General features: G+C 62.3%; 18 protein-coding genes. 12 read left to right on the top strand and 6 right to left on the bottom strand.

The features are described from left to right. Positions 1-33: 33 nt before the first annotated feature. The 4 genes from DFR46_RS01950 (at position 34) to DFR46_RS01935 (ending at position 6108) form a co-directional block, all read left to right on the top strand. The gene (locus DFR46_RS01950; protein ID WP_116234928.1) at positions 34-1977 is read left to right on the top strand and encodes a peptidyl-prolyl cis-trans isomerase; all 1944 of its coding nucleotides are present in this window, start codon (positions 34-36) and stop codon (positions 1975-1977) included. Next, on the top strand, positions 1977-3482 hold the full coding sequence (gene trpE / locus DFR46_RS01945) for an anthranilate synthase component I (RefSeq protein WP_116234927.1): 1506 nt from the start codon (positions 1977-1979) through the stop codon (positions 3480-3482). Before DFR46_RS01950 ends, trpE begins: the two co-directional genes overlap by 1 nt. A 105-nt stretch (positions 3483-3587) precedes the next feature. Further along, positions 3588-4862, top strand: a complete 1275-nt coding sequence (locus DFR46_RS01940) for a S41 family peptidase (protein WP_116234926.1) — start codon at positions 3588-3590, stop codon at positions 4860-4862. Between the two features lie 136 nt (positions 4863-4998). Next, on the top strand, positions 4999-6108 hold the full coding sequence (locus DFR46_RS01935; RefSeq protein WP_116234925.1) for an alpha/beta hydrolase family protein: 1110 nt from the start codon (positions 4999-5001) through the stop codon (positions 6106-6108). A gap of 63 nt (positions 6109-6171) precedes the next feature. Here DFR46_RS01935 and DFR46_RS01930 read toward each other — a convergent pair whose 3' ends face one another. After that, positions 6172-8241 (bottom strand): M13 family metallopeptidase, encoded by a 2070-nt coding sequence (locus DFR46_RS01930; protein ID WP_116234924.1) that lies wholly within the window; start codon positions 8239-8241, stop codon positions 6172-6174. A gap of 160 nt (positions 8242-8401) precedes the next feature. On the opposite strand from DFR46_RS01930, the gene DFR46_RS01925 reads away from it, so the two are divergent. The 6 genes from DFR46_RS01925 to lexA all read left to right on the top strand — a co-directional run bounded on the left by DFR46_RS01925 (position 8402) and on the right by lexA (position 13205). Beyond that, the gene (locus DFR46_RS01925) at positions 8402-8992 is read left to right on the top strand and encodes an anthranilate synthase component II (RefSeq protein WP_116234923.1); all 591 of its coding nucleotides are present in this window, start codon (positions 8402-8404) and stop codon (positions 8990-8992) included. A gap of 60 nt (positions 8993-9052) precedes the next feature. Beyond that, positions 9053-10039: an anthranilate phosphoribosyltransferase gene (gene trpD / locus DFR46_RS01920; RefSeq protein WP_116234922.1), complete on the top strand. Its 987-nt coding sequence runs from the start codon at positions 9053-9055 to the stop codon at positions 10037-10039. Further along, a complete protein-coding gene (trpC, locus tag DFR46_RS01915; RefSeq protein ID WP_116234921.1) occupies positions 10036-10830 on the top strand; it encodes an indole-3-glycerol phosphate synthase TrpC in 795 nt (264 codons plus the stop codon). The genes trpD and trpC overlap by 4 nt, the downstream gene beginning before the upstream one ends. After that, positions 10823-11293, top strand: coding sequence for a cyclic pyranopterin monophosphate synthase MoaC (moaC, locus tag DFR46_RS01910; protein WP_116234920.1), 471 nt, complete (start codon positions 10823-10825; stop codon positions 11291-11293). Before trpC ends, moaC begins: the two co-directional genes overlap by 8 nt. Next, complete coding sequence (locus tag DFR46_RS01905) at positions 11290-12477, top strand: molybdopterin molybdotransferase MoeA (protein ID WP_116234919.1); 1188 nt, start codon at positions 11290-11292, stop codon at positions 12475-12477. Before moaC ends, DFR46_RS01905 begins: the two co-directional genes overlap by 4 nt. A gap of 71 nt (positions 12478-12548) precedes the next feature. Next, positions 12549-13205: a transcriptional repressor LexA gene (gene lexA / locus DFR46_RS01900; protein WP_116234918.1), complete on the top strand. Its 657-nt coding sequence runs from the start codon at positions 12549-12551 to the stop codon at positions 13203-13205. Here lexA and DFR46_RS01895 read toward each other — a convergent pair. Further along, complete coding sequence (locus tag DFR46_RS01895) at positions 13199-15334, bottom strand: ComEC/Rec2 family competence protein (protein ID WP_116234917.1); 2136 nt, start codon at positions 15332-15334, stop codon at positions 13199-13201. The two genes, lexA and DFR46_RS01895, sit on opposite strands and share 7 nt — an antisense overlap. A gap of 27 nt (positions 15335-15361) precedes the next feature. On the opposite strand from DFR46_RS01895, the gene gltX reads away from it, so the two are divergent. After that, positions 15362-16795 (top strand): glutamate--tRNA ligase, encoded by a 1434-nt coding sequence (gltX, locus tag DFR46_RS01890; RefSeq protein ID WP_116234916.1) that lies wholly within the window; start codon positions 15362-15364, stop codon positions 16793-16795. Positions 16796-16808: 13 nt separating this feature from the next. Next, positions 16809-18095: a citrate synthase gene (locus tag DFR46_RS01885; protein ID WP_116234915.1), complete on the top strand. Its 1287-nt coding sequence runs from the start codon at positions 16809-16811 to the stop codon at positions 18093-18095. Positions 18096-18098: 3 nt separating this feature from the next. On the opposite strand, the gene DFR46_RS01880 is transcribed toward DFR46_RS01885, so the two are convergent. From DFR46_RS01880 to DFR46_RS01865, 4 genes are all read right to left on the bottom strand, one after another. After that, a complete protein-coding gene (locus tag DFR46_RS01880) occupies positions 18099-19472 on the bottom strand; it encodes a PAS domain-containing sensor histidine kinase (protein WP_116234914.1) in 1374 nt (457 codons plus the stop codon). Next, positions 19469-20476 (bottom strand): DUF2336 domain-containing protein, encoded by a 1008-nt coding sequence (locus DFR46_RS01875; RefSeq protein WP_211306361.1) that lies wholly within the window; start codon positions 20474-20476, stop codon positions 19469-19471. Before DFR46_RS01875 ends, DFR46_RS01880 begins: the two co-directional genes overlap by 4 nt. A gap of 177 nt (positions 20477-20653) precedes the next feature. Beyond that, positions 20654-21892, bottom strand: coding sequence for a hypothetical protein (locus DFR46_RS01870; protein ID WP_116234912.1), 1239 nt, complete (start codon positions 21890-21892; stop codon positions 20654-20656). A gap of 104 nt (positions 21893-21996) precedes the next feature. Next, the gene (locus DFR46_RS01865) at positions 21997-22329 is read right to left on the bottom strand and encodes an Hpt domain-containing protein (protein ID WP_116234911.1); all 333 of its coding nucleotides are present in this window, start codon (positions 22327-22329) and stop codon (positions 21997-21999) included. Positions 22330-22331: the final 2 nt, after the last annotated feature.

The raw sequence follows: 22331 nt of genomic DNA, 5'->3' as shown, positions 1-22331 counted from the left end.
ACCGGACCCTCTTTACGCAAAGATGCCAATCCCATGATCACCTTTTTCCGCAGGCTGTTTTCGTCGAAACTGGGCGTGGTACTCGCCATGCTGTTTGTCGTGCTGATCGGCGCGGCCTTTGCCCTGGCCGATGTCAGCGCCCCGAGCGGAAGTTTCCTAGGCGGCGGCGACACGGTTGTATCGGTCGACGGTAGGAACGTAACCGACGAAGAGATTGCGCAGATCATGGCACGTGCGTTGCAGAACGCCCGCGAGGAGCAGCCCGGCATCGACATGGCGACGGTGATCGCCAATGGCGGGCTTGACCAGGCCATCGACCAATTCGTGCAAAGCGAAGCACTTGCCGCTTTTGCCGGCGACAACGGCCTTTTGATCAGCAAGCGCCTCATTGATCGTGCGATCGCACAGATTCCTGCCTTTCAGGGCCTAACGGGCAATTTTGATGAGGCATCCTTCCGGCAGGTGCTAATCCAACAGGGCCTGACGGAAGACGAAGTCCGTTCAGATCTTATGCGCCAGACGCTGGTCGGCCTGATGCTGGGACCGATTACCGCTGGTGCACAGGTGCCGGCCGCGGTCGCCCGGCCCTATACCAGCCTGTTGCTGGAAGAACGCAGCGGTCAGGTTGCGGCGATTCCCTCCAGCGCAATGCTGCAGGGTACTCCTCCGACCGATGACGAGCTGCAGAGCTTCTATCGCGACAATATCAGCGACTACACGCTGCCAGAGCGGCGAGCCGTGCGCTACGCAGCTTTCTCTCTTGCGGATATTACCGTGCCCGCACCCACGGAAGAGCAAATCCGCGAATATCACGAAGCCAATAGCGACACCTATGGCGGCAGCGAGACCCGCACCTTCCAGCAGATCATCCTCGCCGACCAGGCCGACGCCCAGGCCTTTTACGCCGCCGTCAATGGCGGCGCAGACTTTGGCGCGGAAGCTGTGGAGCGCGGCTTTTCCCTTCCCGCCATCCAAATCAGCGGGGCGACCGAGGAGAGCTTTGAGCGGACCACCTCGGCAACCATCGCCGCGGCCGCTTTCACAGCAGATGAGGGCACGTTGCTGGAGCCGATGCGGTCGGGCCTTGGCTGGCACATCATTCGCGTTGCCGACATCGTCAACCGGAATGCGACCCCGCTCGGCAATGTGCGCCCGGAAATTGTCCAGGCGCTCAGCGAGCAGGCAGGCAATCAGGCGCTCGCCCAATTCTATATCGATATCGAAACCGCCATTGACGATGGCGCGTCCTTCGAGGAAGTTGTCGACGACAAGGGGCTGACCATCGTGTCCACCCCGCTTGTTTCCGCTGGCGGCGTATCCCGGCAACAGCCCGATTTCCGACCCAATGCCGACCTTATGCCGATCCTGGAGATGGCGTTTACGCTCGATGACGACGAAGATGCTGTCCTCGCGCCGATCATCGTCGATCAGCGCTACGCCCTGGTCGATGTAACGGAGATAGCCCGGTCAGCCCCGCAGCCACTTGCATCGATCCGCCAGCAGGTCAGCCAGGATTTCATGCGCGACCGGGCATCCGGCCGCGCGCGTACCATCGCCACCGAGGTTGCGGCAAAGGTGAATGGCGGGATGTCCCTGTCCCAGGCCCTTGCCGAAGCCGGCGTAACTCTTCCCGCCCCGCAACCCGCCCGGGCGACGCGCCGCGCCATCTCGCAGGCCGGCCAGAATGTGCCTGCACCGCTCCGGCTGTTGTTCCGGATGGCGGCAAACACTGCCAAACTGGTACGCCTGCCCCAAAATCAGGGCTGGTTCGTTGTCGTGCTGGACACGATCGAAAGCGATCCCGACGCCGTGACGCCGGAGCTTATCGAGGCAACGCGCGGCCAGTTCGCATCCGTTACCGCCAATGAATATGCCGAGCAATTTCTCAACGCCGTCATGGCCGACTATCCGGTAACGCGTGACGAGGATGCCATTCAGGCCCTGCGCGAACGGCTGACGACCGGCCGCCGCAACTAATGGAAACCCGCGCCGATGCAGTCGCGGCGCTGGAGGCCGGTCGCCCCGCGCTTATCTGGCGCCAGCAGCTGGCCGATCTCGACACGCCGATCGGCGCGGCGCTCAAGCTGATCGAGCCCGGGCGCGGCGATTTCATTCTCGAGTCCGTGGAAGGCGGAAGTGTCCGGGGTCGCTACACCTATATCGGCCTCGCGCCGGATCTCGTTTTCCGGGCGCAGGGCGATCGGGCTGCCATCAACCGCACCTGGCTCACCGATCGCGAGGCGTTCGAAGACGAACCCGCCGATGCTCAGGCCGCCCTGCGCGCCCTTGTCGCCGAGTGCCGGATGGAGCTGCCCGCAGGCCTGCCCCAGTCGCTCGCCTGTCTGGTCGGCTATTTCGGCTATGAGACTATCGGGCTGATCGAAGAGCTTCCGCGCCCACCCGAAAACCCGCTCGCGCTTCCCGACATGCTGTTCGTCCGGCCGACGCTCATTCTCATATTCGACCGGCTCGAAGACCGGCTCCACCTTGTGGCGCCTGTCTGGGATACTAGGGACAGCACTGCGGGCAAGGCTGTGGATAAAGCTGTGGAGAGAATTGAAACAGCCGCCGCCCGGCTTGCCGCACCCTATTTGCCGCGGCACCGGAAAGTCAGCGATTTACCGGAAATCGCCCCGCAATCCGTGCTCGACGCGGCGGATTATGCCCGCATGGTCAACAAGGCGAAGGACTATATCGCCGCCGGTGACATCTTTCAGGTCGTCCTCGCCCAGCGCTTCACCCAGCCCTTTCCGCTGCCGCCGGTCGATCTCTACCGGGCGCTCAGGCGCATCAATCCCTCGCCCTTCCTCTATTATCTCGACCTACCGGGCTTTGCGCTGATCGGCTCGAGCCCGGAAATCCTGGTCCGGGCACGCGACGGCGAAGTCACGATCCGGCCGATTGCCGGTACGCGCCCGCGCGGCAAGACGGCGAGCGAAGACTCCGCCAACCGCGAAAGCCTGCTTGCCGATCCCAAGGAGCGCGCCGAGCATCTGATGCTGCTCGATCTGGGGCGCAACGATGTCGGCCGCGTCGCCAAAGCGGGAACAGTGACCGTGACCGACAGCTATGGTGTCGAATTTTACAGCCATGTCATGCATATCGTTTCAAACGTCACGGGCGAACTCGCGGACGATCATGACGCAATCGACGCCCTGTTCGCCGGTTTTCCGGCGGGCACCGTTTCGGGCGCGCCCAAGGTCCGCGCCTGCGAAATCATCGCCGAACTCGAACCCGAAACGCGCGGCGCCTATGCGGGCGGCGTCGGCTATTTCTCCCCCGATGGCGGGATGGACAGCTGCATCGTGCTCCGCACGGCAGTCGTCAAAGACGGCGTCATGCATATCCAGGCGGGGGCCGGCATCGTCGCCGACAGCAATCCCGATTATGAGCAGCGCGAGTGCGAGGCGAAAGCGGGCGCGCTGTTCGCGGCGGCAAAGGAAGCGGTGGGACGGGCGGACGAGCCGGGTTTCGGGCAGTAGTCGGCCCGGTTCCTGACATTTGTCGTAATAGAAAGCCCCTTCATCGGATTGTCGTGGGCGCAACCAGGCGGCTGTTCTACACGCTGCGACAAGGGAGGCCCGGCCATGCGTTTCATTCTTTTTTGTATTGCGGCATTTGTGCTGCCATTCTCGTCCAGCCCGGCGCAGCCGCTTGCGCCGCGCACAGTTGCCGAAAATGTCGCCAGCCTGATCGAAGACAATTTCTTCGACGAAACGCGCGCCGGAACGATTGCGGCGGAAATCCGGTCTGCCAGCGCCAGCGGCAGCTGGGACGGCATTTCCGAACCGCTCTTGCTCGCGTCGGCGCTTACGGAGGTTATCGCCCCGCATGACGGCCATTTCCGGGTCACCTGGTCGCGCCCGGAAGGCGATACCGGCGGCGGGGCCGCGGGACGCCGGCTCTATGGCTTTGACGACCGCATCGTCCGGTCCGGCTATGGCTTCCGGCAGACCGGCATCCTGCCGGGCAATATCGGCTATATCGATATGGTTTTCTTCGCCCATTTCGATTTCGACAACCCCGATGGCCCGGCCTGGGCCAGCGCCAACGCCGCGCTCGCGCTCGTTTCGGCGACAGACGCCGTCATCATCGACCTGCGCGACAATGGCGGAGGATCTCCGGCGATGGTCGGCTATCTGATCAGCGCCTTCACGCCGCCCGACGCGCCGATCTACAATATCTTCCATTCGCGATCGGGAACCGAGAGCGAAGCCCCGGGCGTTTTTCACCCTGCCCCGCGCCTCGATGTGCCGCTCTATATCCTGACTAGTGCGCGCACGGCATCGGCCGCCGAGGCCCTCGCCTACACCTTGCAGGCGGCCGGGCGGGCAACGGTTGTTGGCGAAGCGTCTGCCGGCGGCGCCAATCCGGGCACGACATTCGACGCCGGCAACGGATTCGAAGTGTTCATCTCGACCGGATCGCCGATCAACGCCATTACCGGCACGAACTGGGAAGGAAGCGGCGTCGTTCCCGATATTGCCGTGCCATCGGAAGAAGCTCTGCGACGCGGCCAGCTGGCGGCTCTCAACGCAATTGCAGAAAATGGTGACCCCGCCTTCCGGCTCGATCGGGAATGGGCGCGTTCAGCGCTCGAACCCGTACCCGATATCGATCAGGACCTGTCCACCTTTGTCGGCGACTATGGCCGGGCCGCAATCACCCTGGACGAAACCGGCCTCCTGCTCCGGCAAGGCCGGAGACCGGTGCGCAGACTGGTGCCGGTTGCACCCGGCCTATTCCGCCGCGCCGCCGATCCTTTGCAGCGCTATCGTATTCTCAGCGACGAAACAGGCATGGTCACGGCGCTCGAAATCCTGCGCTCGGACGGCGCTGTTTCGCGGCTGCGACGGGACTAGAAACCACCCCTCGGACAACCCCAGCCGCAACGATTCCCGGAACCGCTCCGTACCGGCTGGAGGGGTGTATTAGTCAGGCTTTACACTTACCCACTTCTTTGTGTATTGCTCATCTAATACAGTTGCGGGAACCGTCATGATCAAAACCATTCTCCTGGGCGCATCGATTATCCTCGTGATGATCATCGCGCTGGGGTCGGTTGCCTTTTTCACGCCCGGCGCCCCGCAGCTGCGCGAACCGATCACGACGATCCCGGAACCGATCGACGAGCGCAGCGGTCTTTACGCAGGCGCAGACGACAGCCGCTGGCTGGTCGCGCCCGCGCTGGACAACGGCTTTTACCGGTTCAACCTCGACAACCGGGAGGATATGGAACGCATTGCGGCCAGCGCCGTTGCCACCCGGCCCTTCGTCCGGTCGCCGGAGCAACCCTATACGCTAAGAAACGTTGCGCTGGAGACGCCGGACGCGCTCGAAGCCTGGATATTCGAACCGGCGGAACGATCGGGAGTCGGCATCGTGATCCTGCACGGGTCCGGTGATTCCGACCGTTCGAACAGCTGGTATGTGATGCTCGCCGACAGCCTCGCCCGCGCCGGCCATGTCGTGATCCTGCCCGACAAGCGCGGATCCGGGCGATCGGACGGAGACTGGCGCGAAACCCCGCTGACAATATTGGCCGGGGACGGCGCCGCATGGCTGACCCTGCTCCGAAGCGACCAGCCGGAGCTCAGCGCCTATGGCTTTGTCGGCGTAAGCCAGGGCGGCACGATCACGCCCGAAGCGGCCCGCATCGCCGGTGCGGATTTCGGCGTCGCGCTCAGCACATCGATGACCGACCTTGGCGAGCAATTGCGCCGCGAAGTCGGCAATGACGTCCGTGCTGGCGGTGCACCCGGCTTTCTGCACGGCGTGCTGACATCCGCCTTCGTTACACGGGCGAAACAGCGCCAGCCCAATTTCTGGCTGGCCAACGCCGGTTACAACCCGCTTGCGCATTGGCGGGAATGGCGCGGACCGTTTCTCATCGCCTTCGGCGCGACTGACGAAGACGACAATGTTCCGGTACTCGAAAGCATCGCCAGGCTGGATGCCATGCCCGAAAGCTCGCGGCCGGAATGGCGGGTCTATCCCGGCGTTGGGCATTCCCTGATGCAGGAAGACAGCGTGTTTCTGCCCGCATTCGAAGCAGATCTGCTCGCCTGGCTCGCGCGTTTCGGCGAGAGGCCCGGCTCCGGCGACTGAAGAAAAACCCCGGTACCGTTTCCGGCCCGGGGTTCTTCGGTCAGATTGGTACGCGCGATGCGCTTACCAAATGCGCACGCGATCTTCCGGCGGAATATACATCGCGCTGTCAGGGCCGACATTGAAGGCTTCGTACCAAGCATCGATATTCCGGACCGGGCCGTTGGCGCGATATTGCTGCGGGCTGTGCGGATCGGTGAGGATTCGCTCGCGCAGGGCATTCTCGCGAATAAGCCCGCGCCAAACCTGCGCCCATGAGAGGAAGAAACGCTGATCGCCAGTCAGCCCGTCGATCACTGGCGGCTCACCGTGTTCGGCGACATAGCGGCGATAGGCGGAGTAAGCCATTTCGAGGCCGCCCAGATCGCCGATATTCTCGCCCATGGTCAGTTCACCATTCACATGGAGATCCGGGATCGGTTCGAAGGCATCATATTGCGCGCCGAGACGGGTCGTGCGTGCCTCGAACTCGGCTGCAGTTTCCTCTGTCCACCAGTCACGGATACGGCCCGAGCCATCGAACTGGCGCCCCTGATCGTCGAAACCATGGCCGATTTCATGGCCGATCACACCGCCAATCGCCCCGTAATTGACCGCGGGATCGGCATTTGGATCGAAAAATGGCGGCTGCAGGATCGCCGCCGGAAAGGTGATCTGGTTGAGCAGCGGATTGTAATAGGCGTTCACCGTTTGCGGGTTCATCGCCCAGAGCGACCGATCGACCGGATGCGGCAGCCGGGCCAGATCGAGGTCGAACGCAAATTGCCGGGCGCGCATGACATTGCCGAGCAGGTCGCCGCGATCCACTTCGAGATTCGAATAGTCGATCCAGTTTTCGGGATAGCCGATACGCGGTTCGAAAGCGGTAAGCTTGGCGATAGCTTCGGTACGCGTGGCTTCGTCCATCCAGTCGCTATTCTCGATGCGCTCCCGCAGAGCGGCGCGCAAATTGGCGATCAACTCGGTCATCTGGCGCTGACTTTCATCCGGATAGTGCCGGTCGACATAGACCTGCCCAATCGCTTCACCGATATTGTTATTGACCAGCGCCACACCGCGTTTCCAGCGATCGCGCTGCTCGGGCACGTCGTTCAGCGTGCGGCTGAAGAAATTGAACCGCGCTTCGTCGAACGCCGCCGGGAGATAGGATGCATTCTCGCTAATGAAATGGAAGGTCAGATATTCCTTCCAGGTATCAAGCGGAACGCTGTCGAGCAGCGCGCCGGCAGCCGCGATCGCCGTGGTTTCGGCGGCAACCACGGTATCAACACTGCCAAGGCCCGCACCTTCCAACCAGTTTGCCCAGTCAAATTGCGGAGCAAGCTCGGCAAGTTGTTCTCGGTTCATCGGGTTGTAGATCTGCTGGATATCGCGCTGGCGCGCCGGCTCCCACTGGCTTTCGGCCAATTGCGTTTCGAGCGCGATGATACGATCAGCCCGGGCAGCGCCGTCCGCTATACCGGCGAGTTCGTGCAGTTGAACGATATAATCACGATAAGCGGTGCGGAATGCGGCGAATTCCTCGCTATCTTCGAGATAATAATCGCGATTGGGCATGCCGAGGCCATCCTGGCTGGCAAAGGCAATATAGCGGGTCGGATCAGCGGGGTCTTCCAGCGTGCCGACGCCAACCGGTGAGGCATAGCCAACCGATCCAAAAACTTCGAGCAAACCAGCGCGGCCCTCAATCGCATCAATGCGCGCGAGATAAGGAGCCAGCGGCGCAATGCCGCGTGCTTCAATGGCATCGACGTCCATCCAGGCACCGTAAAAATCGCCAACCATCTGGCCCATCGGGCCAGCCGCTGCAGGATCTGCGGCGAGATCGTTCAAAATTGCATGAACCTGATTTTCAGCGCGGTCTCGCAGCATATCGAACGAACCATAACGCGGGCGATCCCCCGGAATTTCTGTATTCGCGATCCATGTGCCGTTGGCATAGGCGTTGAAATCATCGCCCGGGCTCACCGAAAGATCGCGCGCATCGAGGTCGACACCCCAACTGCCGATTTCGGCACTGGGCGAAGAGGCCGTAGCTTCCGCCGCTTCTTCATGATGATCGGCAAGGGCCGGGGAAGTTGCGGCGATCGCGAGCAGCGATGCAGCCGCAAGGGCGAATTGGCGTGTAGTCATGGCAAACTCCTGGAAGTTCAATTGGGTTTCGCGCTCAGAAAAGCTGCGCGGTTCATAGGTGCCTTATCTATCTACGACAGCAATGTTCTGCAAGGTGATTGCGCCCGTCGGCAAATGACAGGTCTTGGCGGCACGCAACGAACCGGATAGGCAGCGATCCATGATCCTCGTCATCGACAATTATGACAGCTTTACCTGGAACCTCGTCCACTATCTGCGTGAGCTGGGCGCTGACGTGGAGGTTGTCCGCAATGACGCGATGACAGCCAGTGAAGCCATGGCTTCGGGCGCGTCGGCCTTCCTGGTTTCACCCGGCCCCTGCACCCCCGATCAGGCAGGAATCAGTCTCGACCTGGTCGCCGCCTGCGCCGAAGCCAAAACGCCGCTGCTCGGCGTGTGTCTGGGCCATCAGGCCATCGGCCAGCATTTCGGCGGACAGGTAGTCCGGGGCGGACTGATGCACGGCAAAACATCGCCGGTGGAGCATGACGGAACGGGAGTTTTTCACGATATCCCCTCCCCCTTCTCCGCAACCCGATACCATTCGCTGATCGTCCCGGAAGAAGGCCTGCCCGAAAACCTCGTCATCAACGCACGCGGCCCGGACGGAACGGTGATGGGTTTCCGCCATGAAAACCTCCCGATCCACGGCGTCCAGTTTCACCCGGAAAGCATCGCCACTGAGCACGGCCATGCCCTGCTCGCGAATTTTATGAGGCTGGCCGGTTTGAAAGTGCGGGAATTGGCCTGAGCGGCGATCCAAGCAATTCTTTCTGGCATTTCCCGCCCCTCCATGCTTTGAGCCCTCGCCATGACCAGCCTGCCCGATCCCTCAACGCCGCTCGACGAAGCGACCGCTTACCAGGCCTTTGCCGACATGCTCGACGGGAAGCCGAGCGAAGAGGCTATCGAGCATTTCCTCACCGCGCTGACCGAGCGCGAGGAAACCTCGATCGAGATTGCAGCGGCGGCTTCTGCTATGCGGGAACGGCTGATTGCCATAGACGCGCCAGCCAGGGCCATCGATGTCTGCGGCACGGGCGGCGACGGACAGCACACGCTAAACGTTTCGACCGCCGTTTCGATTGTCGTCGCCTCGCTGGGCGTGCCGGTCGCCAAACACGGCAATCGCGCAGCCTCCAGCAAGGCCGGCGCGTCCGATACACTTGAGGCGCTGGGAATCGATCTCGATCATGCCGGCGAGATAGCCGAGCGCAGCCTTGCCGATCTCGGTATCTGTTTCCTCCATGCCGCCAACCACCATCCGGCGATGAAACGGATCACGCCGATCCGCAAACGCATCGGCAAGCGGACGATCTTCAACCTGATGGGGCCGATCTCCAACCCGGCCCGCGTCACGCGCCAGCTGATAGGCATTGCCCGGCCGGACTATGTGCCCGTCTATACCGAAGCCTTGCGGCAGCTGGGTGCCGAGGGAGCAATGGTGGTTTCGGGCGAGGAAGGGCTGGATGAGCTTAGCATCTCCGGATCGAGCCGGATCGGCAGTTTTGGCAGTGTCGATGTCGGCGAGCGCGTTACGCCGGACGATGCCGGTCTCGACAGCTTCCCGATAGAAGACATTCGCGGCGGCGATCCGGCGTTCAATGCGGCCGCGCTGACCCGCCTCTTCGATGGCGAGGAAGGCGGATATCGCAACGCCGTGCTGCTCAATGCGGCCGGCGCGCTGATCGTTGCAGGCCGCGCCGGCGGCTGGGAACATGGGGTCGTGCAGGCGGCAAACGCCATCGACGACGGCGCCGCTAAAGACCTTCTTGCCCGATGGGTCGCTTATCGATGAGCGACAAGCTGGCCGAGATTTGCGCGGCGAAGCGCGACGAGGTTGCCCGGCGCAAGGCCGCGATCCCTTTCGCGGATATTGAGGCTCGTGCCGAAGCGCAAAACCCGCCCCGCGGCTTTCTGGACGCCCTGCGCACCAGTGCCGAAACCGGCTATGCCCTCATCGCCGAGATCAAGAAGGCCAGCCCGTCCAAGGGACTGATCCGCGAAGATTTCGATCCACCAGCTCATGCCAGCGCCTATGAAGCCGGCGGTGCAACCTGCCTCTCCGTGCTGACAGACACACCCTATTTCCAGGGTGCAGACGACTATCTGGTGGCGGCACGCGCCGCCTGCACGCTGCCCGTCCTGCGCAAGGATTTCATGGTCGATCACTGGCAGGTCACCGAATCCCGCGCGCTGGGTGCCGATGCGATCCTCATTATCGTCGCCGCACTTGATGACGATACGATGGTGGATATCGAGGCTGCAGCGTTAAGTTATGGCATGGATGTGCTCGTCGAAGTCCATGACGAGGCCGAACTGGAGCGCGCCCAAGCGCTCAAATCGCCCCTGATCGGCATCAACAATCGCGATCTCAAAACCTTCACGACGGATCTCGGCGTGACCGAACGCCTTGCCCGCCATGTCGTCCCGGGCGCGCTGCTCGTCTCGGAAAGCGGAATCGACAGCCACGTCGATTGCAACCGGCTGGCGGAGAGCGGCGTGCGCGCCTTTCTGGTCGGCGAATCGCTGATGCGGCAAACGGATGTCGAAAGCGCCACGCGCATGCTATTGACCGGCCATGGCTGATCTTACCCATATCGATGAAAGCGGCGCGGCGCGCATGGTCGACGTTTCCGGCAAAGCGGACACTCCCCGTGAAGCGACCGCCACGGGCCGGATCGCCATGTCCGCCGAAGCTGCGACTGCCATCCGCGCCGGCAATGTGAAAAAGGGCGATGTGCTCGGCGCGGCGCGGATTGCCGGGATCATGGCGGCAAAAAAGACCAGCGACCTGATCCCCTTGTGCCATCCGCTGCCGCTGACCGGTGTGACGCTGGAGCTGGACGCGGACGACAGCGGCGTGACAGCAACCGCCACGGTGCGCACAACCCACAAAACCGGGGTCGAGATGGAGGCGCTTACAGCCGTCTCCATCGCCCTGCTGACCGTATACGACATGGCCAAGGCACTCGATCGTACGATGGTGATCGGCGATGTTAGCCTGCGCGCCAAATCCGGCGGCCGTGCGGGGGACTGGGCGGCGGAATGAGTGGATTGCTCCCCGTCGATGAAGCCCTGTCGCGGGTGCTGGCGCTGGCGGAACCGGTAGATACCGAAACCCTGCCAATTGCCAATGTCGCCGGGCGCTGGCTGTCGGCAGATGTTGCCGCGCGGCGCATCCAGCCCGCCGTCAATCTGTCTGCAATGGATGGCTATGCCATCCGCTTTGCTGAATGCCCGGGCCCCTGGACCGTCGTGGGAGAAAGTGCCGCCGGGTCTGCGTTCGATCAAAATCTGGCGCCGGGTGAAGCCGCCCGCATTTTCACCGGTGCCCCTGTGCCGAACGGCGCGGACACCGTCGTCATGCAGGAAGAAACGGCGCGCAACGGCGATGCGCTGACACTGGAAGGCGAAGGCCCGCGCGAAACGGGCGCGCATATCCGGCGCAAGGGGCGCGACTTTTCGGAAGGCGATGTCTTGCTGCATGCGGGCGCAAGGATTTCGCCTGCTGCGCTGGCGCTGGCGATCAGCGGAGGGCACGGAACCCTGCCCGTGCGGCGGACCATCCGCGTCGCCCTGATTTCCACCGGCGACGAACTTGTTCCCGCCGGACAGGAAACCGGATTCGCCCAGCTGCCGGCGTCGAACGGCCCCATGCTGGCCGCGCAACTCGCACCGCTGCCCGTCGAAATCAGGGATATGGGCATTGTGCCCGATACCCTTGAAGCGCTTGCCAATGCACTGGATGCGTCGCAGGATGTCGATATCATCGTCACGATCGGCGGCGCCTCGGTTGGCGATTATGATCTGGTCCAACCGGCGCTGAAAGCGGCAGGTGCCACCATGGATTTCTGGCGGATCGCCATGAAACCCGGCAAACCGCTTATGGCGGGAAAGCTCGGCAAGGCAACCGTCATCGGCCTGCCCGGCAACCCCGCCTCGGCTTTCGTAACGGCCAAGCTGTTTCTCGAACCGCTGATCGCCCATCTCTGTGGAGCCCACGATCCCACGCCACGGTTCCGGCCCGCCCGGCTCGCGGCGGCGCTGCCGGCGACCGGCAAGCGCACCGAATATCTTCGCGGGCGTTGGCAGGCCGGAACAGTCGAACCTCTCCTCCAGCAAAGCAGTGCGGCGCTTGGCGCGCTGGCCGAAGCAGAGCTGCTGATCCACCGCCCGGCGGGCAGTGCGCCAGCGCAGACCGGCGACGAAATCGAGATACTGCCCATCGCTTGACACCGAATCTTTTGTTTCCTACACGTTCTCCGTTCGTTCCATAGCGGAACAGCCATAAGGAGGCGAAAGCAATGCTGACCAAGAAACAGCATGAGCTGCTGATGTTCATTCACGACCGGCTGGCCGATACCGGCATCTCCCCTTCGTTCGAGGAAATGAAGGAAGCGCTGGATCTCAAATCGAAATCGGGTGTGCATCGGCTGATTTCGGCGTTGGAAGAACGCCAGTTCATTCGCCGGCTTCCCAACCGCGCCCGGGCCCTGGAAGTGGTCCGCATGCCGGAACTGGCGGGCGGCAAATCCTCTCCGGTAACCACAGCGCCCAAGCTTATGCCGGTTGCCGCCAACGATATTCTCGAACTTCCTCTGCACGGCCGGATCGCCGCTGGCCAGCCGATCGAGGCGATCGAGGGACAGGAAAGCCTGAGCGTTCCCGCAGCCTTTCTGGGTAGCGGCGAACATTATGCGCTGGAAGTGGCCGGCGATTCGATGGTCGAAGAAGGCATTCTCGATGGCGATTATGCGCTGATCCGGAAAGTTGAAAGCGCGCGGGAGGGCGAAATAGTCGTCGCGCTGATCGACCAGAACGAGGCCACCCTCAAAACCTTCCGGCGGGAAGGCTCGATGGTTCGTCTCGATCCCGCCAATCGCAATTATGAGCCGCAGCGTTATGCGCCGGAACAAGTTGCGATCCAGGGTACGCTGGCCGGTTTGCTTCGCCGCTACTGACCCGAACGGCGCCAGGGATGGTCGTCACCCGGCTCCAATACGGTTCGAACGGAAGGCGATGACAGGGTGATAGCCAGTCCCCCGGTTTCGCGTAGCGTTGTGCGATCCGCCAGCAGCCAGCGCGGCGCGCATCCTTCGGGCATACGCCGGTCGCTGACGACGATGTCGGCGGCGGTACATTCCTCGATCAGCGCCGGATAGGGCAGATAATAGCTGCTGCGCGTCGCAAATATTCGCCATTGCCGCCCGCCGCGCCACAGGGTCACCCGGCAACTGTCATGGCTGCACCATGCCGATCCGAGATCGTCCAGCGCGCCAGCCTCATCCTCGACGCCCGAAGTCTCGTTGAACATATCGCGGACATAATCGCCCGCCCGCGGGCGGAGCAGCGCCAGCGTGCCATCGCCGCCGCGCACCGCCATATGCTGGCCATCGCCGGTAACCAGGATGTCGGCAGCCGGTGTCACGAGCGCCCACAAAGCGCCCGCCAGGATCGGCGCGAAGCCGAAAAACCGCCACTGCGCCTTCCAAAGGCAAAACCATAATCCGCCGCCGATCATCAGCGCATAGGCCGCCATGGGCATGGCGGGCAGCAACGCCACCGCTCCGGGCGTTCCCGAAACGCCATGCGCCAGGCTGAGCAGCAATCCCAGGGTCTTGCCGACCAGCCACCAGACAGGGGCACCCAATCCGAAAATATCGAGAAACAGCGCCAGCGCCTCAAGCGGGATGATGACGAACGTGGTCAGCGGAATCGCAACGATATTGGCCAGCGCGCCGTAAAGCCCGGCCTTGTTGAAGTGGAACAGCGCGATCGGCATCAGCGCAATTTCCACAACCAGTCCCGTCAGCAACAGACCGAGTGCGAAACGGCCGACCTTCTTTGCCCAGGGTTCGTCGCGGCGGGAGAGCAGCTTTTTCGTGCGCGGATGTTCGTGCAAAGCGATAATCGCTGTGACTGCAGCGAAACTAAGCTGGAAGCTGGGCCCGACCAGCGTTTCCGGCCAGAATATAAGCACAACAAGCGCGCCGGTCGCCACCAGGCGCAGCGTGATCGCGTCGCGCCCCATGGCAACCCCCACAAGAACGAGCATGGCCGCCACACAGGCGCGAACCGTGGGCACTTCCGACCCGGTAAACAGCGTATAGCCGAGCCCGGCAACCGCCCCTCCTCCCGCTGCGATCAGGATCAACGGGGCATGGAGAGCTAGCCTCGGGCTGAGCGCCAGAAGTTTCAGCATCAGCAACATCGCAACGCCGATCACCGCCGTAACGTGCAATCCGCTAATGGCGAGGAGATGAGCAAGGCCGCTGCGCCGCATGGCCTCGGCATCCTCCTCGGCGATACGGCCACGATCGCCAGTTGCCAGGGTCGCGGCGATAGCGCCCTCACCGGCGCCAACCCGGTCGGCAACGTGCGCCGCAAGCCGTGCCCGCCGCGTCTCCAGCCATCCACGCCAGCTTCCTCCCGGCGCCGGTCGGACTATCTCAACATCGCCCCAGGCCCGGCCCGTTGCGCCGATCCCCTCGAACCAGGCGCGCTGGGAAAAGTCATAGGCGCCGGGCACGGCGGCCCTGGGCGGCGGCATCAACCGCGCATTGAGCGATACCCATGCGCCGGCCTGCACACCATCCGGAGCGGCTTCCTCATCGATATTGACGCGAAACCGGTGTGGCAGGTCGGGATCGCTTGGCGAGCGCACGAGCAGGCGCACCGTTTCCCGCGCCGGCAGATGTTCCACGGAAACGACCTGTGCGACGAACCGGCTGGCAACCGGCCGCTGCAGCGTTTCGGTATCCATCCATTCCGCCCGCACCCAGATCAACGAAGCGCCGATAACGGCGACAAGCGCAAAAAAGCCAAGGCTTCGAAACAGCCGCGTTGCCCGGCCGAATGCGAGGGAGGCCAGCGCAAGCGCCGATCCCGCGAGCAGGAAGGCGCTCCAGCTGTTGCGGCTTGCGAGCATGAACCAGCTGGCGACGCCCAGTCCAAGAGCAACCGGCAACCAGAGCGGCAGCTGATCGCGTTCCCTCTCCAGTCGTGCCTCGATTGTACCGAGCACGAGCAATAGTCCCGATTGTCGCCCGCCGGGTGCTATGCTAGTCCGCGCTTCCGATATTCCCCGCATCAGCTTGCAGTCTTGGAGAAAGCGCGCATGGGCGCAACAGAAAAAGCCGATGGTGACAAGCGCGTCGTTACGCGTTTCGCACCGTCTCCCACCGGTTTCCTCCACATAGGCGGTGCGCGCACTGCCTTATTCAATTGGCTTTATGCCCGCCATCATGGCGGCGAATTCAAACTGCGTATCGAGGATACCGACAAGGCGCGCTCCACCGACGAGGCGATCGAGAAGATCCTCGACGGCATGCGCTGGCTGGGACTCGGCTGGGATGGCGAGGAAATCTACCAGTCGGCGCGCGCCGAGCGGCATGCCGAGGTGGCGAACCTGCTTCTCGAACAGGGCAAGGCCTATCGCTGCTATGCAACGCCCGAAGAACTCGCCCAAATGCGCGAGCAGCAGCGCGCCGCAAAACAGCCTATCCGCTATGATGGCCGCTGGCGGGATCGCGATCCAGCGGAAGCGCCCGAAGGCGCGCCGTTCGTCGTCCGCCTGAAAACTGCACAGGATGGCGAAACCGTTATCGAAGACGCGGTGCAGGGCCGGGTCGTCGTCCAGAATGCCGAGATCGACGATTTTGTGATGCTGCGCGGCGACGGTACGCCCACCTATATGCTCGCCGTGGCTGTCGACGATCACGATATGGGCGTGACCCACTGTATCCGCGGAGACGACCACCTCAACAATGCATTCCGCCAGCGCGCTCTGATCGATGCAATGGGCTGGGACCGGATGACCTACGCCCATGTTCCGCTGATCCACGGACAGGATGGAGCGAAACTCTCCAAACGCCACGGCGCGCTTGGCGTCGAAGCCTATCGCGACGAGATGGGCATGCTTCCCGAGGCGGTGATCAACTATCTGCTGAGGCTCGGCTGGGGCCATGGCGACGATGAAATCATCAGCCGCGAACAGGCGATCGAATGGTTCGATCTTGACGGAGTCGGCAAGTCTGCGGCGCGCTTCGACTTCAAAAAGCTCGAAAATCTGAATGGCAGCTACATTCGCGAGGCGGACAATGCGCGCCTTGCCGCCCTCGCTGCACCGCTGATCGCCGGGGAACTGGGCCACGATCTCAACGAAAACGAGCGGGATTTGCTGCAACGCAGCATGGAAAGCATCAAGCCTCGTGCCAAGTCTATCGGCGAATTGGCAGAAGGCGCAGGATTTTTATTTCGCACTCGCCCCCTAAATCTGGACGAGAAGGCCGAAATGCTGTTACAAGGCGAAACACCAGCGTTGCTTGCTGGCCTTGTACCGTACCTTGAAGGGTTGCCGGACTGGTCGGAAGAAGCGCTCGACACCGCTGTCAGGGAATTTGCCGAGACTCAGCAACTCAAGCTGGGCAAAGTCGCACAACCCCTACGCGCAGCACTTACAGGTCGAGCGACGTCGCCGGGAATATTCGATGTGCTAACACTCCTCGGTCGAGAGGAGTCACTGGCGCGGATTGCCGATCAGGCAGGATAGCAGGAGCAAATATATGGGTGACAACAGCGCCAAACTCTCGGTCAACGGTAACGATTATGATTATGCGGTGGCGTCCGGCTCCTGCGGCCCCGACGTTGTCGACATTCGCAAACTCTATTCCGAGACGGGGCTGTTCACGTTTGATCCGGGCTTCAAGTCGACCGCGAGCTGCGAGTCCGGCCTGACCTATATCGACGGCGGTGAAGGCATATTGCTGCATCGCGGCTATTCGATCGAAGAGCTTTCCGAACGCTCTTCGTTCATGGAAACATCGTATCTGCTGCTCAATGGCGAGCTTCCGACCAAGGAAGAACTCGACAATTTCACCTATACGATCACCCGTCACACGATGGTCAACGAACAGCTGAACCAGCTGTACAAGGGTTTCCGCCGCGATGCGCACCCGATGGCGATCATGTGCGGCGTGGTGGGCGCGCTATCCGCTTTTTATCATGATTCGACCGACATTGCGGATCCCGATCAGCGCAAGATCGCCTCGCATCGCCTGATCGCGAAAATGCCGACGATTGCGGCCATGGCGTACAAATATTCGATCGGTCAGCCCTTCGTCTATCCTGACAATTCCCTTTCCTACACCGGCAATTTCCTACGGATGACCTTTGGCGTTCCGGCTGAAGAATATGTGGTCGATCCCGTTGTCGAACAGGCGCTGGACCGGATCTTCATCCTGCATGCCGATCACGAACAAAATGCCTCGACCTCGACCGTGCGTCTCGCCGGGTCGTCGGGTGCAAATCCGTTCGCCTGCATTGCGGCGGGTATCGCGTGTCTCTGGGGCCCGGCCCATGGCGGCGCCAACGAGGCGGCCCTCAACATGCTGCACGAGATCGGTCGTCCGGAACGCATTCCCGAATATATCGAGCGGGCGAAAGACAAGAATGATCCGTTCCGGCTGATGGGCTTCGGCCACCGCGTCTACAAGAATTACGACCCGCGGGCGACGGTCATGCGTAAAACGGTTCGGGAAGTGCTGAGCGCGCTCAATGTACAGGACCCGGTATTCGATGTTGCTCTTCAGCTTGAGGAAATGGCTCTCAGCGACGACTATTTCGTCGAGAAGAAGCTGTTCCCGAATGTCGACTTCTATTCGGGCATCATCCTTTCGGCAATCGGTTTCCCGACCACCATGTTCACCGCGTTGTTCGCTCTCGCCCGCACCGTGGGCTGGGTTTCGCAATGGAATGAAATGATCTCCGACCCGGCACAGACAATCGGCCGCCCGCGCCAGCTTTATACAGGCCCGGCGGCACGTCCCTTTGTGGAAATCGGCGACCGCTAAGGTTTAAGCGCCGGTCGGCAGGGTAAGCACGAAACGAGCCCCCTGCCCCGGCGCACTGTCGACATCGATGTCGCCGCCCATCGCCCGCGCAAGGCGGCGCGCGATATAGAGGCCGAGACCGGTTCCGGGCTCGCTGGCGGACAGCCGTTCGAATTTCTCGAAAATCCGGGGCTGGTCGTCGGCGGCAATGCCGCGTCCCTGATCGGCCACGATCACCGCCGCCAGGTCTCCCTCCGCTTCGCAGCGGATCCAGACATGGCTGTCTTCCGGCGCAAACCGCACGGCGTTTCCGACCAGATTCACCAGTATTTGCAGCACACGCTTATAGTCGGCCCGGGCCGAAAGCGTTTCGTCATCGGCAGGGCGGTCGATCCGGATATTCTTTTCGCTGGCGCGTACGGACAACAGGCCCGCCGCATCGCGCGCGATACCGGCCAGGTCGACCTCCTGAGCGTCCGGCACGAAATCATCGCGCTCGACGGCCTGAAGATCGACAAGATCGTCGATCAAACCCAGCAGGTGGCGGCCTGCCCGCGCGATATCGCCTGCATATTCGGCATAATCCCCGCGGATCGGGCCATCTATCTGCGCTTCGATACTGTGTGCACTGGCAACGATCCGGTCGAGCGGTGCCCTGAGCGCCCGGTTGATCTGGAGACCGAAAGCATCGGGAACATCGGCCTCGCCCGCAACTGGGCCCGACGTCTCCACCCTGCTCTCGACTGCGACCGCGGTGCCGTGAAATCCAGCAAAACGGCCATTGCCATCGACCAGCGGTACCGCCGTCAGCTCGACATGCTGCTCGCCATCGGGGCGAAGAACCGCCCCCTGCCGCTCGAAACGGCGATGTTCGGCAAGGGCGTTCAGAATGGGCAGCCCGCCGCCTTCATCTTCCACAAAACGGAAAAGCCCGGTCAGCGGCTGCCCGATATAGGGCGCGGTTCCACCCAGCATCTGTTCGGCATCGGGAGAAAGGGCCGTCAATCGCAAAGTGTGGTCCGTCTCCCACAGCCAGTCAGCATCGGCGCGCAGGAAATCATGCTCGCGCATTGCCGCATCGCTTGAGGCGCTTTCCGCCGGATCGCGCATCACCCAGCCCGAAACCACCAGCTTTACCCCATCGCGGTCCGGCTCCGCCTGCACATGAAGTTCGACATCATGGGCGTCATCGGCCGCAATGACCGATCGCGAGACCGTGATCCCCAACCGTTCCGCGAGTTTGGCAAGCGCGGCGACCTGCGGAATGGCCAGCCGCCCTCCCGGAGCGCCGCCCGCCCTTTCATGCAGGTCTTCAAGCGCCGGATCGGCCCCGACAAGGCAGCCCTTCTCGTCCAACCAACCGAAAACCGGATCCGTCATGCCATGAGAGCGGCTCATTGCGCAGCACCATCGGCGTTCACGGCAAACCGGGTGATGGCGGATCGATAGATATGTCCAAGTCGCCACGGCCGCATGGCTGCGGCAACCGCATTCGGCGACACGACATCGTAGGCTTCCATCCACCTCGCCGCGACTTCGTCCGCCTCCCGTTCATCCAGCAATATTGCCCGCGCCATCGCTACCAACAGATGCGATGCCGCAGTACGCTCCATGGAGATCGATTTCAGCAAGACCATATGGCTTGGGGCATCGGGCATCGCCGCCATTTCCCAGGCGGTATCGAAATCCGTACCGGAGCGGACCGCAAGTATCGCAACATAGAGCGTCAGACGAGCGCTGTTCAGCGCCTCGACAAGCAGGGCATCGTCGAGCAATCCGGCCCGGTCAAGCCGGGCTGCGAGCGCCATCGCGATACCATCCGCGGGCGCGCTATCGTCCTGCTCGGCCAACATCGCGGTCGCGACGCCTATTATCGATTCATCCAGACTCCAGCCATCCAGGCCATGCTGTTGCCGGCCATAATCCCTCAGGGCAGCGGCTACAGTCCAGACCAACCTGTGATCGGCGGCTTCGGAAAGATCTCCGCGGCCAAGCCTCGGATCGTCGAACCGGTCGTTAAACCGGCTTTCGGCAATCAGGAGCCTCATTGCATCGCGGGCGATATCGCGATCGCCATGGTCGGTCAGCACCTCGAGCCGGCTATTCTCCGCCATCACGACATTCTGCCTCAGGTTCCGCATGACGCCATAGGACTGGGCCCGGTGCACAAGGATATCGGCCAGTTCAGGATCTTCGGGAAAACCCGTCCGCACAAAGGCAGGCCATGCGATCGCCACATGGGCAGCACCCAGCGACGCGCGAAATTCCGGCACATCGGGCAAATCCGCCCGGGCCAGCAATCGAGCCCGCAGCTCGCTTTCGATGTTCTCGACAAGATTTTGGTACAGGCGGCGAATAGCGATGCGTTCAATCTCGTTCAGCCGGATTTTCTGCGGTTGCATCAATGCCGGCAGCGACATCCCGGATCCCGGATATCGTTCATGCGATGCACGCGCAGCGTCAGCGAGCAAAGCAGCAGCGCGCTCGTCAACAGTTTCCGGGCGAGGATTGGCCGGATCAGACATGGTCGGGACATAGCGGAAACGTCGTTAAGACCGTGCTAATCCTGTTTGCCGGAATCAATCGCGCTGCCGCATCACTTCCTTTTGGATATTCTGCAATAAAAACAGTGAGATATAAGCATATATGGCAGTCGCCAGAGGCCAATAGAACCAAAAGCCGGTCGCGGCAAAAGGAATAATCAGCCAAATTGCGGCATTCCCGTCGGCCAGCCACGGCCGATACCTCACTTCTGACGCCGGAAATTTTCGAAGATTTTGCGCTGCACGATACGTCAGGAAAAGCAGAGCTAAAGTCGTTGCGGCTAAAATCAGAAATGCAACTTCGCCGGTTTCATTCATGGCGAGCCTGCCCATGGCAAGGATCGCCAGCGCATGAGAGACCGCCCTGATCAGCCGGATTTCCCATCCACCCTCATGATCGCGCAGCTGGGCCAGATCGATCCGTCCGGCGATCGCGTCGAGCGGCCCGGCCAGCAATGCCAATATGAGACCTGTCCAGAGCCAGCCCCACCAGAATGCCCCGGCCGCGGTGAGTGTGAACATGATCGCGGCAATCCGCAGCCACAGTGCCTCCACGCCCCGATCGAGCAGCGCCGGAGCAACACGCATAGCAATGACGGCATAGACAAAGCGCTCCGGCCAGCTGCCCGCCTGCAGGCTGTTGCGCCTCAACATGGAACGCCCTGCACCGCGGCTTTTATCGCTATGCTCGGCCATCAGTACCGCTTCGCCGGCATCGACCACCACGCCCGCCTCTCCGTCCACCGGCAGGAAATCTGCGCCGCCCTGCACAATGCGCCGCATCAGCGTCGACTGGAGATCCCAGTCGCCCAGCATCGCAGCGGTCGCCGCGAGAGCTTCGACATTGGTCAGCGCGAGGCCAGCCCAGCGATGCTCGGCATCGACGCGTTCGAAATCCTCATTCTCGGGCGTGTCGGCCACAACAAGCAGCGTCGGCGATACGCGCGCGGCCATTGCTTCGAAACAATCGGGGGCCGCAACCAGCCCGTCTGCAACCAGCAATACACCTTCTTCCGGGTGAAAATGGTCTGCGGCATCCATCGGATCGCGGGCCAGTTTAACCGCTATGCCATCACGCTTCAGCCGATCGAGCGCAGCGCTCATGGCAGCCGGAACGCGCTCGACAAGGATGACAGCATGGCTGGCCCCCGCGGAAATCGCGCGACGGACCTGGTTTTCCAGCAAGCTTCGGCCGGCCATCGGAAGCATGGCGCGCAGGCCGGCTTCGCCGTCCTCCGCCTCCTGATAGGCGGCAATCAGCGCGGCGAAAGCCACTGGGTTCGTTCCAAAGCCATGGGTTCGAACCGATACGCGCAGAATGGGTCGGTTGCAAAGCCACTCAGCCCGGAAAAGCGGGGATGTCTCGTATTTTGATCAGGCTATTGCGGGGTGTCGTCCGGCGCGAAGTCGAAACTGCCCGAAAACCCGGCCAGCGACTTGTCGATACGCTGGAGCAGCGCCTTGTCGAACGGAACGCCCTCTCCGGCCCGGTTGGCGAGATCCATGAGATCGACGACGCCAAAGCTCGCGGCAAGCCCTTTGAGGCGCCAGGCCGCAACCTGCCACTGCTGATCGTTGACTGCGTTGTGAAGCGCAGAAACCTGCCGTTGCGCGCTCTCGAAAAACGCCGAACGCAGCTCTGCAACAAGCGACGGATCGTCCCCCGCAGCGGCTGCAAGTGTCTTGTCCAAAGCTCCGGGGTCATAAGCCATAG

The organism is Parasphingopyxis lamellibrachiae (genome assembly GCF_003385775.1).
Lineage (GTDB): Bacteria > Pseudomonadota > Alphaproteobacteria > Sphingomonadales > Sphingomonadaceae > Parasphingopyxis > Parasphingopyxis lamellibrachiae.
This window is presented reverse-complemented; position numbering and strand designations above follow the sequence as displayed.